This window comes from Planotetraspora thailandica, assembly GCF_016863335.1.
GTDB lineage: Bacteria > Actinomycetota > Actinomycetes > Streptosporangiales > Streptosporangiaceae > Planotetraspora > Planotetraspora thailandica.
In genome coordinates, this window is sequence record NZ_BOOR01000010.1 from 1 (window position 1) to 14799 (window position 14799).

General features: G+C 67.7%; 14 protein-coding genes and 1 pseudogene. 6 read left to right on the top strand and 9 right to left on the bottom strand.

Annotated elements, in window-relative coordinates; all coding sequences use genetic code 11:
• The 5 genes from Pth03_RS42015 to Pth03_RS09000 all read right to left on the bottom strand — a co-directional run.
• Positions 1–289: hypothetical protein (locus Pth03_RS42015; protein WP_203943701.1), on the bottom strand; the 289-nt coding region annotated here is incomplete at its 3' end.
• A gap of 933 nt (positions 290–1222) precedes the next feature.
• Positions 1223–1858 (bottom strand): lipoyl(octanoyl) transferase LipB, encoded by a 636-nt coding sequence (lipB, locus tag Pth03_RS08985; protein WP_203943702.1) that lies wholly within the window; start codon positions 1856–1858, stop codon positions 1223–1225.
• 102 nt (positions 1859–1960) lie between these two features.
• Positions 1961–2176 carry a PspC domain-containing protein gene (locus tag Pth03_RS08990; protein ID WP_203943703.1) on the bottom strand — a complete coding sequence of 72 codons (216 nt, stop codon included), beginning with the start codon at positions 2174–2176 and terminating at the stop codon, positions 1961–1963.
• A 95-nt stretch (positions 2177–2271) separates the two neighbouring features.
• Positions 2272–3294 (bottom strand): lysylphosphatidylglycerol synthase transmembrane domain-containing protein, encoded by a 1023-nt coding sequence (locus tag Pth03_RS08995; protein WP_203943704.1) that lies wholly within the window; start codon positions 3292–3294, stop codon positions 2272–2274.
• Positions 3295–3541: 247 nt separating this feature from the next.
• Positions 3542–4504: a GumC domain-containing protein gene (locus tag Pth03_RS09000; RefSeq protein WP_203943705.1), complete on the bottom strand. Its 963-nt coding sequence runs from the start codon at positions 4502–4504 to the stop codon at positions 3542–3544.
• 74 nt (positions 4505–4578) lie between these two features.
• Here Pth03_RS09000 and Pth03_RS09005 point away from each other — a divergent pair, with 74 nt between their 5' ends.
• From Pth03_RS09005 to Pth03_RS09020, 4 genes and pseudogenes are all read left to right on the top strand, one after another.
• Entirely contained in the window at positions 4579–5175 is a 597-nt protein-coding gene (locus Pth03_RS09005; protein ID WP_203943706.1) for a TetR/AcrR family transcriptional regulator, read from the top strand.
• A gap of 94 nt (positions 5176–5269) precedes the next feature.
• Positions 5270–5791, top strand: coding sequence for an LURP-one-related family protein (locus Pth03_RS09010; RefSeq protein WP_239118877.1), 522 nt, complete (start codon positions 5270–5272; stop codon positions 5789–5791).
• Positions 5792–6277: 486 nt separating this feature from the next.
• Positions 6278–7336, top strand: a pseudogene (gene rho / locus Pth03_RS09015) (transcription termination factor Rho); the annotation flags it as partial.
• 38 nt (positions 7337–7374) lie between these two features.
• A complete protein-coding gene (locus Pth03_RS09020) occupies positions 7375–7650 on the top strand; it encodes a hypothetical protein (protein WP_203943709.1) in 276 nt (91 codons plus the stop codon).
• Between the two features lie 307 nt (positions 7651–7957).
• On the opposite strand, the gene Pth03_RS09025 is transcribed toward Pth03_RS09020, so the two are convergent.
• The 4 genes from Pth03_RS09025 to deoC are packed head-to-tail and all read right to left on the bottom strand — an operon-like array spanning position 7958 to position 11390.
• Entirely contained in the window at positions 7958–8824 is an 867-nt protein-coding gene (locus tag Pth03_RS09025) for an aldehyde dehydrogenase family protein (RefSeq protein ID WP_203943710.1), read from the bottom strand.
• Complete coding sequence (locus Pth03_RS09030) at positions 8817–8972, bottom strand: hypothetical protein (protein WP_203943711.1); 156 nt, start codon at positions 8970–8972, stop codon at positions 8817–8819. The genes Pth03_RS09025 and Pth03_RS09030 overlap by 8 nt, the downstream gene beginning before the upstream one ends.
• Before the next feature lie 31 nt (positions 8973–9003).
• Complete coding sequence (locus tag Pth03_RS09035; protein WP_203943712.1) at positions 9004–10431, bottom strand: aldehyde dehydrogenase family protein; 1428 nt, start codon at positions 10429–10431, stop codon at positions 9004–9006.
• A gap of 11 nt (positions 10432–10442) precedes the next feature.
• The gene (deoC, locus tag Pth03_RS09040) at positions 10443–11390 is read right to left on the bottom strand and encodes a deoxyribose-phosphate aldolase (protein ID WP_203943713.1); all 948 of its coding nucleotides are present in this window, start codon (positions 11388–11390) and stop codon (positions 10443–10445) included.
• Positions 11391–11636: 246 nt separating this feature from the next.
• Between deoC and Pth03_RS09045 the strand changes: the two genes are divergently transcribed.
• Together Pth03_RS09045 and Pth03_RS42020 are read left to right on the top strand one after the other, a co-directional pair.
• Positions 11637–11804: a hypothetical protein gene (locus Pth03_RS09045; protein ID WP_203943714.1), complete on the top strand. Its 168-nt coding sequence runs from the start codon at positions 11637–11639 to the stop codon at positions 11802–11804.
• Positions 11805–11906: 102 nt separating this feature from the next.
• The gene (locus Pth03_RS42020) at positions 11907–14786 is read left to right on the top strand and encodes an ATP-binding protein (RefSeq protein ID WP_203943715.1); all 2880 of its coding nucleotides are present in this window, start codon (positions 11907–11909) and stop codon (positions 14784–14786) included.
• The last annotated feature ends 13 nt before the right edge of the window (positions 14787–14799 follow it).

Sequence of the window (14799 nt, forward strand, 5' to 3'; positions counted from 1 at the left end):
CAACAGCCGACACCAACCGATCCCGGGCGTAGATCAGCTCCTGAGCCTCAGCCAAACACGCGGCCGGAGACTCCGGCACCTCCCCCAACGCCAACTCCGACGCGACCTGCCGGATCTCCCCCACGACCACCCACGACCTGCGTCCTGAACCACCAGGAGAAGCGTCGGTGGATTCGTCGGGGAAATGGCGACCGGTTCGAGGAGGCTGGGCATCCCCGATGAACTCATGCTCACCGTAGCTATCGCCCTGGTCAGGGGAGGAAAGGCCACCTTCGGCGCGCTCTTCCATGGGCTGCTCAGGCTCCACGGCGTGAGCGGAGGTTCCGTCTGACCACAACCACGAGCGCCTTGCCTTGGCCCACCAAACGGAATCCGACTCATCCGGCACTCGCCCCGCCGGCTCACGGATCTCGAAGAGTTCCCCCACGCCTGCCACACCTCCCCCGCAGATTCGAAAATCTGTCTGAATAATTTCAGAAAAGAGGAGCTCGGACAACCCATACCGGCGAGTAAATCGAGAGAAAATCCGGCACGGAATATCGCCACCTAGCGGGCATATAACTAATTAGGGGAATTTCCTAGCTATACATGAACGCACATTTATGTCCGCTCTGATCCCTATCACTGCTCGTCGCCTAGCGCGGCACCTAGTGCCTGTCGCGCTACGGGCGATCGATGAACTGCCGGCTCCGAGAGCTACCGGTCGGCTCCGCGCCCTGGTCCCAGCTCCGGGCTCCGGGCTCCGGGCTCCGGGCTCCGGGCTCCGGGCTCCGGGCTCCGGCGAGACTCTGCCAAGGCCCTGCCCAAGACATCAACCGCGGTCGCAGCGAAAGGCACCCCTGAATCGCTCGCCACTACAGCGCCGATCCGCCGATCCGCGACGGACTCATTCCACCCGTCACGAAATTCAGGAAAATATCAGGCACTCACATATGCCGATATTTCCGAAAAAGCCGCACCCCGCGAGCCCGACGATCACGCCGCAAAAGCCCGGCGGCCCCAATAATCAAAGGCCCCTGAACCCCAAACTCGACGCCCCGCAACCCAGACGCCCTCAGTCCCGCACCCGCCACCCGCCTACCAGCCACCCGCAACGCCGACCACCCCGACGGGCATCACAGACAGGCACCGCAGACAGGCGCCGCAGACATCGTCAGCAAGTTCCCGGGCTACTGCGTACGTGCAGGACACGCACACAGTCCCGGGAACAACAAACCCCGCGTCAGGAGGCTTCGAACGCCCGGCTGACGGCGACTCGGGTCTCGTCCATGGATCCGTGCGACACTTCGCGAAGCACCGAGGTCATGTCGACGTCGGGCATCCCGCAGGCGACGGCGAGATGCCACGGAGAAAGATCGCCGTCGACGTTGAGCGCGAACCCGTGACTGGTGACGTAACGGCTCGAACGCATGCCGATCGACACGATCTTCCGCCCGGTGCTCTTGGTCCAGACGCCGGTCAGCAGCTCCGACCCGGGAGGGGTGTCACGCCGCTCGGCCGGCACACCGAGCGCGGCGAGGGCCTCGATCAGCCGCAGCTCGACCTCGCGGATGTAATCGACGACGCCCTCACCCGTACGCAGCTTGACGATCAGGTAGCCGACGAGCTGGCCGGGGCCGTGGTAGGTGAGCTGGCCGCCTCTCCCCGTGGGCACGACGGGGATGCCGTGCGAAGGGTCGGGGAGGTGCTCCTGCGGGGTGCGCTTGCCGATGGTGAAGACCGAGGGGTGACTGAGGAGCCAGAGCGTGTCCGGCCGCTCGTCGTTCTGCCGTTCCTCGACCAGATGGTCCATGCGTTCCATGGCCTTCTCGTAGTCGACGAGCTCGTCGTTGATAAGCAGCAGCGGTCGTTCGCGCATCGTCACGTCACCTTTCCAAAAGCGAGCATAGGCGCTGGTACGGCGTGCCGCTCAGCGCCCCCTCACCCTCGCGACAGCCCGCCATGAGGCGGCAGGGAGGGCTCAGTAGTGATGGCCCGAGTCATAGACGGAGTGGTGGCTACGCTCCGGGGCCTTCGGAACGAAGATCCACATGATGATGTAGAGGATGAACTGCGGGCCGGGCAGCAGGCAGGAGAGCAGGAAGATCAGCCTCACCATCGTCGGCGGCATGCCGAAGCGCTCCGCCAGTCCGCCGCACACGCCCGCGATCATCTTGTGTTCCCTGGACCGGTACATCCGTGATCCTCCTTCGTCACCCGTTTAAACGACCATCGAGGATCACCCGTTCCGCCCAGAACCCTGACAAAACCCTGAGCCGGCGGCTCGGGGTTCTAGTGAGGAAGATCGCGGTAGCCGTACAGGGTGCAGGGGTTCATGGACACGCCCCACTGCACGTACACGCCCCACACCCACTGGGCGGCACGGACGGCATGGGCCCGGATGCCGTCGAGAAGCAGCAGCCACGCCGCCCAGCCGATCAGCAACACGCCCCAATAAGAGATCAACCGGTAGAGCAGCACGACGGCGGCCGCCGCACCTCCGCCGACTCCCGCCCCGATGAGCGTGGCGGCCAGGCCGACCTCGGCGATGCCCAGTCCTCCGGGGATGAGCAGCAGCACCGCGGCGGCCTTGGCCGCGACGTAACCGAGCAGCACCGTCTGCGGCCTGACATGCACTCCGGTCGCCGCGCACACGGCGGCCAGGCAGGCGATGTCCAGCAGCCAGTTGGCCATCGCCAGCGTGGCCAGGATCAGCTGGTCACGCCTTGCGAGCCGTACGGCCTCGCGTGCCGAGCGCAACTGGCCGACCATCGAGGGGAATCGACGCCCCAGCCGTTGAGCCAGGCCGCGCGGCCGCACTTTGACGAGCACCACGACGGTCAGCGCCACCGCCGTGAGTGTGAACAGGGCGACCGTGCGGATGGACGGCTCCCCCAGCACGGCGACCACGCCGAGCACGGCGAAGGCGGCGGTCGAATACAGGGCGCTGAGCACGAGCGTGGCGGCGATCAGCGGCGTCGCCGCCCCGAGACGGGCGAACTGGCGGGTGGTGTAGGCGATGCTGACGACCTGCCCCGCCGGCAGGCTGTTGGACACGGCGTTTCGGGCGTACGTGACCGCAACGGCCCTGGGGAAGGTCACGCGCGTGCCGCCGATCGTCAGAAGGCGGCGAATCAGGCGGGCGAAGGTGTTCATGGACATGATCTCGGCGACGATGCCCACGGTCAGCCATGCCGGCTGGAGCCCGGACATGGCTCCCCAGACATCGTCGACGTCGGGGAGGCTGCCTTTGAGGACGAACACGGCGAGGCCGATTGCCCCGACCACCAGTGTCGCTCTCAACCAGCGAGGCATTTTCACCCCTTTTATCACGCTACACACCCATTAATGCTGTACGGCTCGAGCCTGGCAAGGACCTCTCAGGCATCACCCGCCCCACCATCGTGACTCGGTCCGATGAGGGGGCCGACGGCGGGGCGGCCGCAACCACCCAGCCTGAAACGCGGGAACCCGCCAAGCTCTCACCAGGAACGAGCCATGCGCGTCACGGCGCTATTCCGGATACGACAAACCGTGACAAAGGTCTCTCCGCGAAGCCTCGTCAGGCGACGAGCACCGACCGGTCCGTGACGGCGTGTTCCGCCCGCCTGCGTGGTGCGGCCAGGGCGAACAGGCCGAGCAACGCCCACGCACCGAGCACGAGCAGCGGTGAGGCCAGCGCCGCACCGCCGAAGTGCACGACGCTCGTGACCGCCTCGGCGGCCGAACCGAAGGGCAGAACATGGCCGACGGCGGCATACCACTCGGGGATGAACCGGGCACCGAGCGGGCCTCCGCTCGCGGGCAGGCCGATCAGGATGATCAGTAGTGCGGAGAGCGCCACACCTGCCGGGCCGATCAGGCGCAGGAGTCCCGCCGTCACCAGGCCGACGGCCAGCGTGATACCTGCGGACGTCGCCGCCAAAGCCAAGAACCGCCCCGGCAGGGCGTCGAAGACGACGTCGGCCAGCCAGGCGTTGGCCGTACCGATGACGACCGCGGCGGCGGTGAGCACGGCGAGCCTTCCCCCGAGGCCGAGCCCGGGCGCCACTCGAGAGATCAGCGCCGCTGCGGCGATGCCGGGAAGCACCAGCGTGACCACGTAGAAGATGCCGGATATGCCGCCCGCATCTCCCGGCGGCAGCGGAAACGCGTCCTCCACGGCGAGCGGCCGGCCCTGAGCCTGGGCGGCGGCCTGGAAGGCCTGGGTGATGGCGGTCGAGGCCGTGCGGCCTCCCGCGCTTGCGACGACGAGCTTCCCCGACTGGGGCATGAGGACGGCGTCCACCTCACGCTCGGCCAGCGCGTCGCGTGCGGACTGTTCGTCGGCGTACGGCGTGAGCGAGAACGCGCCCGGCGCCCGGCTCGCGAGCGCGGCGGCGATCTGGCCTGCCACCTGGGGTGGCCCGACCACGGCGATCGGCAGGTCGTGGGGCTCCGGCCGGTGCAGCGCCCCGAGGAAGGAGGCCGCCAGGAGCAGTCCGAGGCCGGTGACGGCCCCGATGAGGGCGATCAGCTTGCGCATCGTTAATTCTCCATGTGTTGACTTCAACGATGTTGAGTTCAACATAGATGAATTCAACGTGGTTGAATAGCCCGATGGAGAACAAGACCGGCCGGCGCCCCGGATCCCCGCAGACGCGCGAGGCGATCCTCGACGCCGCGATCGAGGCGTTCACCCAGGCCGGATACGCGGGGACCACGATCAGAGGGGTCGCTCGCACGGCAGAAGTCGACCCGGCCCTGGTCATGCATTTCTTCGGGAACAAGGACGGCCTGTTCGACGCGGCCATCAGGTCGGGCGGCCTGCCCCTGCGCGAACTCGGCGACGTACTGGAGGGCGACGTCGACGGACTCGGCGAACGGCTGATGCGCCGCTACCTCTCCTTGTGGGAACACCCCGAGCACGGGGCCCGGCTGCGCGCGATCCTCAGCTCCGCGGCGTCGTCCCCGGCGGCGGCGGCGATGCTCACCGAATTCCTCACCAACGAGGTGCTGCAGCCGCTCGCCGAACAACTCCGCGGCGGCGAAGCCGAAACTCGCGGCATCCTGGCCGGATCGCAGCTGATCGGCCTCGGGTTCGCGCGATATGTACTCAAGGTGCCGCCGCTGGCGTCACTCGATCATGATCAGCTCGTTGCCTGCGTCGCCCCGGTGATTCAGCGCTATCTGACGGGCGATCTTCCCCTCGTCTAGCCATATAAGGTATGGCTAAGACGTCTTGGGAGATTACATGGATATTTCACACCTTCAGGCGCAAAACCGACTCATTCTGCGCCAGAAGATCACCATGATGGTGAACAGGTATGTCGTCCATGTGGCCCAACCCGACGACTCCGAGGGTGCGGTGGTGGCATTCGCCGAGCAGAAGCGGATGGCGCTGAAAGAGCAGGTGACCCTTTTCACCGACGAGTCGCGCCAGCAGCCCCTCGCCGGATTCAAAGCCCGCAAGGTTCTCGACCTGGCCGGCGAATATGACGTGGTGGACGGGCCTGGCGTCGAGATCGGATCGTTCCGGAAGAACTTCGCCAAGTCGCTGCTGCGCTCGACCTGGAACCTCCAGCAGCCCGGACTGCCGACCCTGACCGGCCAGGAGCGCAATCTCCCTGTCGCCCTCCTGCGGCGTTTCTCCGACTCTCTGTCGTGGCTGCCCTATCACTTCGACTTCGGCATCGGGGCGTCCCTCGCCTTCTCCGTGACCCGCAAGTGGGGCCTTCGGGACCGGTACCTCATCGAGATCCACGACGACCGGCTCGACCGCCGGCTCGTCATCGCCATGGCGGTCGCCCTCGACGCCCTCCAGGCCCGCTGACACTCCACGGGCTGCGGGCCCAAGGGAATTGCCCGCGACCCGCATCATGTTGTATTGATTGACTTGGTTGACAGCAGTCAGCAGTTCCCCCTCCCTCCCAGTTGCGCGTGATCATGCAGAAGTTCGCGCACATGCGCATTGAGCTGGGCATTCACGCATCGTGATCATGCAGTAGTTCGACGCCTTCCGCGCCGACCAGCGAAAACGCCGAGCGTGATCATGCACTGCGCCGTCTCCGGCGCCCTTCGCGGTGAGATTTCCTCCCGCTGACGCTTTCCGCGTTCCCGCCGTACGGTCCCGCCTGCCGCGCCGTACGGCATGGCGCCGTACGCCATGTGCCATGTGCGCCTTTTCGCGAACTCATGCACGCGACCTCACACACATCCAAAGGAATCGATCATGACAACTCCATCGACCATCCCCCGTTCCCGGCCGCCCGGCTCGCGCAGGTCCGGCCGTACGGCCAAGCAGACCCCCGAGACCACGCCGATCAGCGGCCTGGTAGCCGCCTCGGCGAAGAACATGTTCGTCCGCGCGGGCGGATATCTGCCGGGGCCGAAGGACGTCGCCGTGCCGCCGGCCCTGGTCCACGATCACGGGTTGCGGCCGGGCGACGTCGTGCGCGGCACCGCGCAGAACGGCCGGCTGATCGCCGTCACCGACGTGAACGGCAGGCCGCCCGGCGAGGAACGCCCGGACTTCGCCGATCTCATCCCCATTCATCCCACCGAACGGCTCCGCCTCGAAACCGTTCCCGGCGTGGTCTCCACTCGCGTCATCGACCTGCTCGCACCGATCGGGAAGGGCCAGCGCGGGCTGATCGTGGCTCCACCCAAAGCGGGAAAGACCGTCCTGCTTCAGGCGATCGCCAACGCGGTGACCGCCAACCATCCCGAATGCCATCTCATGATCGTGCTCGTCGACGAACGGCCGGAAGAGGTGACCGAGATGCGCGAAGCCGTCCAGGCCGAAGTCGTCGCCTCCACCTTCGACCGGCCGGTGGCCGATCACATCGCCGTCACCGAGCTCGCGATCGAGCGGGCGAAACGGCTCGTCGAACTCGGTCACGACGTCGTCGTGCTGATCGACTCGATCACGCGGCTCGGCCGCGCCTACAACATGGCGGCCCCGAACGGCGGCCGCATCCTGACCGGCGGCATCGACGTGCGAGCCGTACATCCGCCCAAGCGTGTGCTGGGTGCGGCGCGCAACATCAAGGACGGCGGGTCGCTGACCATCCTGGCCACCGCGCTGGTCGAAACCGGCTCGAAGATGGACGACAACCTCTTCGAGGAGTTCAAGAGCACCGGAAACATGGAGCTGCGGCTCAGCCGAAGCCTGTCGGAGAAGAGGGTCTTCCCGGCCGTGGACGTCGCGGCGTCGGGCACCCGGCGCGACGAGCTGCTGCTCGACCCCGCCGAGCTGGCGCTCGTGTGGAAGCTCAGGAAGGCACTGCACGGCCAGGACACGTTCGAGCCGTTCCTGGCCGCCATGCGCAACACGGGCTCGAACGCCGAACTGCTCGTGTCGTTGCAGAACGCCTGAGTGGGGTGCCGGGAAGCCGGAATCGTACGATCACACCCATGAGCCAGTGGCGCGTCCTCATCGAGGAGAACATCGGCGGCACCGATCGCAAGGAATGGCGGGTCTCCGACATTTACGAAGTGATGGGCGAGCGCGAGGAGGCCCGCGCGATCGCGCAGAAGCTCGCCATGACGCACACGCCCAAGCATCCGATGTTGCCGCAGGAGCGGGCGGTGTACCGCATCAACGACGACATGTGGCTGACGATGGTCATCGGCGCCAAGGCCCGCTACCACTACCGCGTCACAGTAGCCGAGCTGATCTACCGCGGCTGACCCCGCCCACCCTTGGTGGTGATCACGCAAACACCCCACCCTTGGTGGTGATCATGCAGAAGTTCGTGATCAACGGCGTCGACCTGGCCTTTTCCACTCCGTGATCACGCAGAAGTTCGCCCATCACCCAGCCGACCTGCGCAAAGACAATTCGTGATCATGCAACACTGACGGCACTGCATGATCACGAAAGGCGTCATCCCAGCTCAAGCCGTATTTCGTCGAACTTCTGCATGATCACGACACAGGTTTTCCCAGCTCAGCACCCATCCCGCCGAACTTCTGCATGATCACGCGGAAAAGGGGGTCAGGTGCCTATCGGGTGCCAGACGGTCTTGGTCTCCAGGAAGGCGGTCATGCGATCGGTGCCCGGGTCGGCCAGCCAGTCGATTTTGGCGGTCGGTGGCCGGAGAACCCGCTTGAGGTTCTCGGCGGCCAGCTCCTCGCACGTCACCGCCAGCTCGGCGCCCGCCCCCGTCAGGTCGATGGCGTTGACGTCCATGTGGCCCGCGAGCCACGGCGCGATCTCGGCCGCCGACCCCGTGAGGATGTTGACCACACCCCCGGGCAGGTCGGAGGTGGCCAGCACCTCAGCCAGCGTGACGGACGGCAGGGGCGCCCGCTCGGAGGCGACCACCACGCAGGTGTTGCCCGTCACGATCACCGGGGCGATCACACTGATCAGCCCCAGCAGCGGCCCCTCTCCGGGAGCCACCACGGCGACCACGCCGGTCGGTTCGGTGCTGGACAGGTTGAAGTACGGACCGGCGACCGGGTTGGCCGATCCCCGGATCGCGCCGATCTTGTCCGACCATCCCGCGTACCACACGAGCCTGTCGACGGCCGCGTCCACCAGCTCCCCGGCTTTGCGCACCCCGACTCCGTCGGCGTCCACTAGCTCGGCGACGAACTGGGCCCGGCGCCCTTCCAGCATCTCGGCGACGCGGTAGAGGATCTGGCCGCGGTTATACGCGGTCGCGGCCGACCAGCCAGGGAACGCCTTGCGGGCGGCGGTCACCGCGTCCCGGGCATCTTTACGGGATGCCTTGGACGCGTTCGCCAGGAACTCCCCCTTTGACGAGTTCACGACATACGACCTTCCGCTCTCGGACCGCGGAAACGCACCCCCGATGAACAGCTTGTACGTCTTGCGTACCGCCAGGCGCTCACTCATCGAAGGATCCAATCTGGAGTGGACGGGCGGGCTGGTAGGTCTGGCCGCACCGGCAGACGCCGCCGCGATGGGCGAACCAGCCGTTCCGTACGGCGAAGCGGTTGGAGCGGAGCGCACGCGAGTAGCCCTCGCCCGCCCCCGCGGTCATGCGGCGTGTGAGGCGGCGGCGCCTGTGGTCGTCACACTGCAAGGTAGGCCTCCAACCCGTGGCGCCCGCCCTCGCGGCCGTAGCCCGACTCCTTGTATCCGCCGAAGGGCGAGGTGGGGTCGAACTTGTTGAACGTGTTGGACCACACCACGCCGGCCCGGAGCCGGGACGCCATCCACAACATGAGCGACCCCTTCTCGGTCCAGACGCCGGCCGACAGCCCGTAGGGCGTGTTGTTGGCCTTCTCGACGGCCTCCGCCGGGGTGCGGAAGGTCAGCACCGACAGCACGGGGCCGAAGATCTCCTCCCTGGCGATGCGGTGCGACTGGGCGACGCCGGTGAAGATGGTCGGCGGGAACCAGAACCCCTTGTCGGGAATCGGGCACGCCGGGGACCACCGCTCGGCGCCCTCGGCCTCGCCGGCCTCCGACAGCTCCCGGATCTTGGCCAGCTGGGCGGCGGAGTTGATCGCGCCGATGTCGGTGTTCTTGTCCAGCGGGTCGCCCAGCCTGAGTGTGGACAGCCGCCGCTTGAGCGCATCCAGCAACTCCTCGGCGACCGACTCCTGCACGAGCAGGCGTGAGCCCGCACAGCAGACGTGCCCCTGGTTGAAGAAGATGCCGTTGACGATGCCCTCGACCGCCTGGTCGAGCGCCGCGTCCTCGAACACGATGTTGGCGGCCTTGCCGCCGAGCTCCAGCGTGAGCTTCTTGCGCGACCCGGCGACCGAGCGCGCGATGAGGCGGCCGACCTCGGTCGACCCGGTGAAGGCCACCTTGTCCACGTCGGGATGCGCGACGAGCGCCGCGCCGGTCTCTCCTGCGCCGGTCACGATGTTGACGACGCCCGGCGGCAGGTCGGCCTGGCGGCAGATCTCGGCGAAGGCCAGGGCGGTCAGCGGGGTGGTCTCGGCGGGCTTGAGCACGACCGTGTTGCCGCAGGCCAGCGCGGGGGCGATCTTCCACGCCAGCATCAGCAGCGGGAAGTTCCACGGGATGACCTGCCCGGCGACGCCCAGCGGCTGCGGCGAGGGGCCGAACCCGGCATAGGACAGCTTGTCGGCCCACCCGGCGTAGTAGAAGAAGTGGGCCGCGACCAGCGGCAGGTCGACGTCGCGCGACTCGCGGATCGGCTTGCCGTTGTCGAGCGACTCCAGGACGGCGAGCTCGCGGGCGCGCTCCTGGATGATCCTGGCGATGCGGAAGATGTACTTGGCCCGCTCGGAACCCGGCATGGCCGACCACACGGCGAACGCCTTGCGCGCAGCCTGGACGGCCCGGTCGACGTCGGCCTCGCCCGCGACGGCGACCTCGGCGAGCACTTCCTCGCTGGCGGGGTTGACCGTCTTGTCGCGGCCTTCTCCGAGGGGATCGACCCACTCACCGTTGATGAACAGGCCATAGGACGGCCTGATGTCGACGATGTCCCGCGACTCCGGCGCGGGTGCGTATTCGAACATGGATGGCCGCCTTAGTCCAAAGTGAAGTAGTCGGGGCCGGCGTACCGGCCGGAGGCCATCTTCTGCCGCTGCATCAGCAAGTCGTTGAGCAGCGACGACGCACCGAGCCTGAACCAGTCCGGGTCGAGCCAGTCGGGGCCGGCGGTCTCGTTGACCAGCACCAGGTATTTGATCGCGTCCTTGGTCGTCCGGATGCCGCCGGCGGGCTTGACGCCGACCTTCCTGCCTGCCGTACGGAGGAAGTCACGCACGGCCTCCAGCATGACGAGCGTCACGGGCAGGGTCGCGGCCGGGGAGACCTTGCCGGTCGAGGTCTTGATGAAGTCGGCACCGGCGATCATCGCCAGCCAGGACGCCCTGCGCACGTTGTCGTAGGTCGCGAGCTCGCCGGTCTCCAGGATCACCTTCAGGTGCGCGCTGCCGCAGGCGCCCTTCACCGCGGCGATCTGCTCGTAGACCGTGAGGTAGTCGCCCGACAGGAACGCGCCCCGGTCGATCACCATGTCGATCTCGGACGCACCGGCGGCGACGGCGAGCTCGGTGTCGGCGACCTTGACCTCCAGCGACGACCGGCCGCTCGGGAAGGCCGTGGCGACCGACGCCACCTTCACCCCCGAGCCCTTCAGAGCCTGTACGGCTGTCGCGACCAGGTCGGGGTACACGCAGACGGCGGCCACCGCGGGAACGGAGGGATCGGTCGGGTCGGGGTGGATCGCCTTGGCACACATCGCCCTGACCTTGCCCACCGTGTCGGCACCTTCGAGCGTGGTGAGGTCCACCATCCGGATGGCGAGGTCGATGGCTTGTCTCTTGGCCGTGGTCTTGATGGATCGCGTCCCCAGCATCGCGGCCCGGGCGTCCGCGCCGACCCGGTCGACACCGGGAAGGCCGTGCAGGAACGCTCGCAGCGTCGACGTGGATGCGGCGACCTCCGCGAACGGAGTAGTCGTAGTTGACACCGAACCAGCATCGCCGACCAGTCCGAATGATTCCAAACTGACCAGCGCCGAGCCTCCAACGGGTTTTTTGGCAAGTCTGCCCGAAGTAAGCCCCTAGATCGGTCTAAGGCCGCCCAATGGCCCGCCTTAGACGTCCTAGGCCCATGGATGCGCCGGAGATAGGACATCCGCCCGATGTGGGGGTGTGGGCCTTAGACCGAACCTTGAGTGTGTAGAGGAAAGCACACCACACAGGGAGCCAAGGACATGGGTCCGGAGCTGCAGTACCAAATGATCATCAACCGAGTGGCCGACCTCCGGGGCGAGGCCGCGGCCCACCGGCTCGTCCGCGAGGCCAAGGCGGCCAGGAAGGCGCGGGAGCGCTCCAGTGAGCGTCGCCAGCGCGGCGCCTTCGGCAAGCTCGACGTCTCGTGAAGCCCGTCACGAAGCCCGGCCGGATCCTTCCCGGCCGGGCTTTTCAGCCCCCCTGAGCGCCACCACGTAACAAACCAGGGGAAACGCGGCAGAGGGCATGAAATGCTGAACGACATGACGCGCCGGGCAGTAAGCCCCGTCTTCGTCGGGCGGGAGACAGAACTCGAGACTCTCAAGGAGACGCTCGACCAGGCCAGGAAGCAGACGACCGCCGCCGTCCTCGTCGGCGGCGAAGCGGGCGTGGGGAAGTCGCGCCTGGCCAACCGTTTCCTCGAACAGGCCGCCCAGGAGGGCGCCCACGTGCTCGTCGGGGGCTGCGTGGAGCTGTCCAGCGAGGGCCTGGCCTACGCCCCGTTCACCGCGGTCGTGCGGCAGCTTGTGCGGGAGACCAGCGCGAGTGAGGTGGCCGCCCTCCTGCCGGAGCGCGCGGCCCGGGAGCTGGCCCGGTTGCTCCCCGAGTTCGGCGAGCCCAGCGCTGAAGACAAGAGCGAGTCGGCCCGTGCCCGCCTCTTCGAGATCATCCTCACCTTGCTCGAACGGCTGGCCGAGCGGCGGCCAGTGGTTCTGCTCATCGAGGACATCCACTGGGCCGACCGGTCGAGCCGCGACCTGATCGCCTTCCTGAGCCGCAACCTCAGGGCCGCGCCCGTCTTCATGGTGATGACCTACCGCTCCGACGAGCTGCACCGCACCCATCCGCTGCGGCCCGTGCTGGCCGAGCTCGCCCGCGTGGACGGCGTCGTCCGCGTCGACCTGCCCCGTTTCACGCAGACGGAGGTCGCCGCGCAGATGGCCGGCATCCTCGGCGTCGACGCCGACTTCGCCCGGGTGGGCGAGGTGTTCGAGCGCAGCGGAGGCATCCCGCTGTTCGTCGAGGCCCTCCTGGAGCACGACAACAGCTCCTTCCCCGAATCACTCCACGACCTGATCATCGGCTCGGTCGAGCGGCTGCCCGAGGAGACCCAGCGTGTGCTGAGGATGGCCGCGGCCGGAGGAGTACGGGTCGGTCACGCGCTGCTCGCCGCGGTCAGCGGCCTGTCGGATGACGATCTCGAGGACGCGCTGCGGGCCGCCATCGCGTCCAACGTCCTCCAGGTGACCGACGACGGCGCCTACGTGTTCCGGCACGCGCTGATCCGCGAGGCCGTACACGACGAACTGCTCCCCGGCGAGCACGCGCGGATGCACGCGAGGTACGCCGAGGAGATCGAGAAGGACCGTACGCTCGTCCCGCACGGCCGGGCGGCCATCGAGATCGCCCACCACTGGTATTCGGCGCGCAACGACCTGTGGGCGCTCATCTCCGCCTGGGAGGCGGCCCGCAAGGCGGCCAGGTCGTTCGCCTACACCGAGCAGATCCAGCTCCTCGAGCGCGTCCTCGTCCTGTGGGACAAGGTGCCCGACGCCGCCGAGCGGATCGGCGTCGACCACACGACGGTGCTGGAACGGGCGTCCGAGGCGGCGTACCTGTCCGGCGACATGGAGGGCAGCACCAAGTTCGTCCGGGGCGCCATGGCCGAGCTCGACGAGCAGACCTCTCCCGAGCGGGTGGCCGAACTGCTGGTGCGGTCGGCCAACATCAAGCACGCGAGAGGCAAGCCGGGCTCACTCAACGATCTCCGGCATGCCGAGAGCCTGGTGCCCCACCCGGGTGACATGCGGACCTTCGTGCTGGCCCGCCTGGGGTCGGAGCTGATGTTGTCCAACCAGGTGGCCGAGGGCACCGCCGTCACCCAGGAAGCGATGCGCGTCGCCCGCGAGAGGGGCGACGAGAAGCAACAGGCCGACCTTCTGATCAACCTGGCGCTCGGCAACTCCATCTCGGGAGATCTCGAGACCACCTACCAGACCAACCAGCGCGCCCTGGCCCTGGGCAAACGGCTGAAGTCGCCGCGCATCGTGCTGCGCGCCCTGGCCAACAACGTGGACGCGCTGGACAACCTGGGCCGCTCCCACGACGCACTCGCCCTGGCAGCCGAGGGGGAGAACCTCGCGCGGCAGTTCGGCAGATATCGCCACCAGGGCGTCTTCATCGCCAACAACCGCGCGGAGGCCCTGGACTCCCTCGGGCGCTGGGACGAGGCGATCGAGGTCATCGACCGTGCCATGAAGATGGGCCCGTCCATGCGGAACAAGTGGCACATGATGCGGATCAGGGCCGGCATCGCCATCGCGCGGGGCGAGGAGGATCTCGCCGAGAAGACCCTGAGTGAGGTGGGCGTCTTCTCCTCCCAGCCCGTGGAGTGGACCCAGGAGTGGATCTACAACCTCAGCCTCCGCCTCTCCTGGCATCTCCTCCAGGGCGAGCCGATGAAGGCCGTGGAGGCCACCGAGGCGGCGCTCACCAACCCGCCGTTGTCGCAGAAGGCGATGCTGGGCTGGCGGTTACTCGCCTTGATCCGGCACGTGTGCGACACGGCCTCCCCCCTTGACCCGCAAAGGGCGGCCGCCCTGCTGGCCACGAGCGACACGCTGGTGGAGGGGATGTTCTGCTACGGGCCGGTGAGCGAGGCCTTCCGGATGGTCTACCGGGCCGATTTCGCCGGGGCGGCGCAGGTGTGGAAGCGCCTGGAACGCCCCTACGGCCAGAGCAAGGCGCTCCTGCTCGCCGCCGCCGCCGACGCCCTGGCGGGCGAGCGCGACGAGGCGCTGGCGAGGCTGCGCGAGGCGCACCCGCTCGCCGTGTCCCTGCGTGCCGCCCCGCTGGCGGGCCAGATCGAGAATCTCGCCCGCCGGGTCGGAGGCACCCTGTCCGATCCCGTACGGCAGGCCGCCTCCGATGAGCAGACTCCGCTGACCCCGCGGGAGCTGGAGGTCCTCCGGCTCGTGGCCACCGGGCGGAGCAACCGCGAGATCGCGGCCGAACTGTTCATCTCGGCCAAGACCGTCAGCGTGCACGTGTCGAACATCCTGCCCAAGCTGGGCGTCTCCAGCCGCGGGGAGGCCGCCGCGGCGGCCCACCGGCTGTCTCTTCTCAGCTGACCGCGGGGATCAG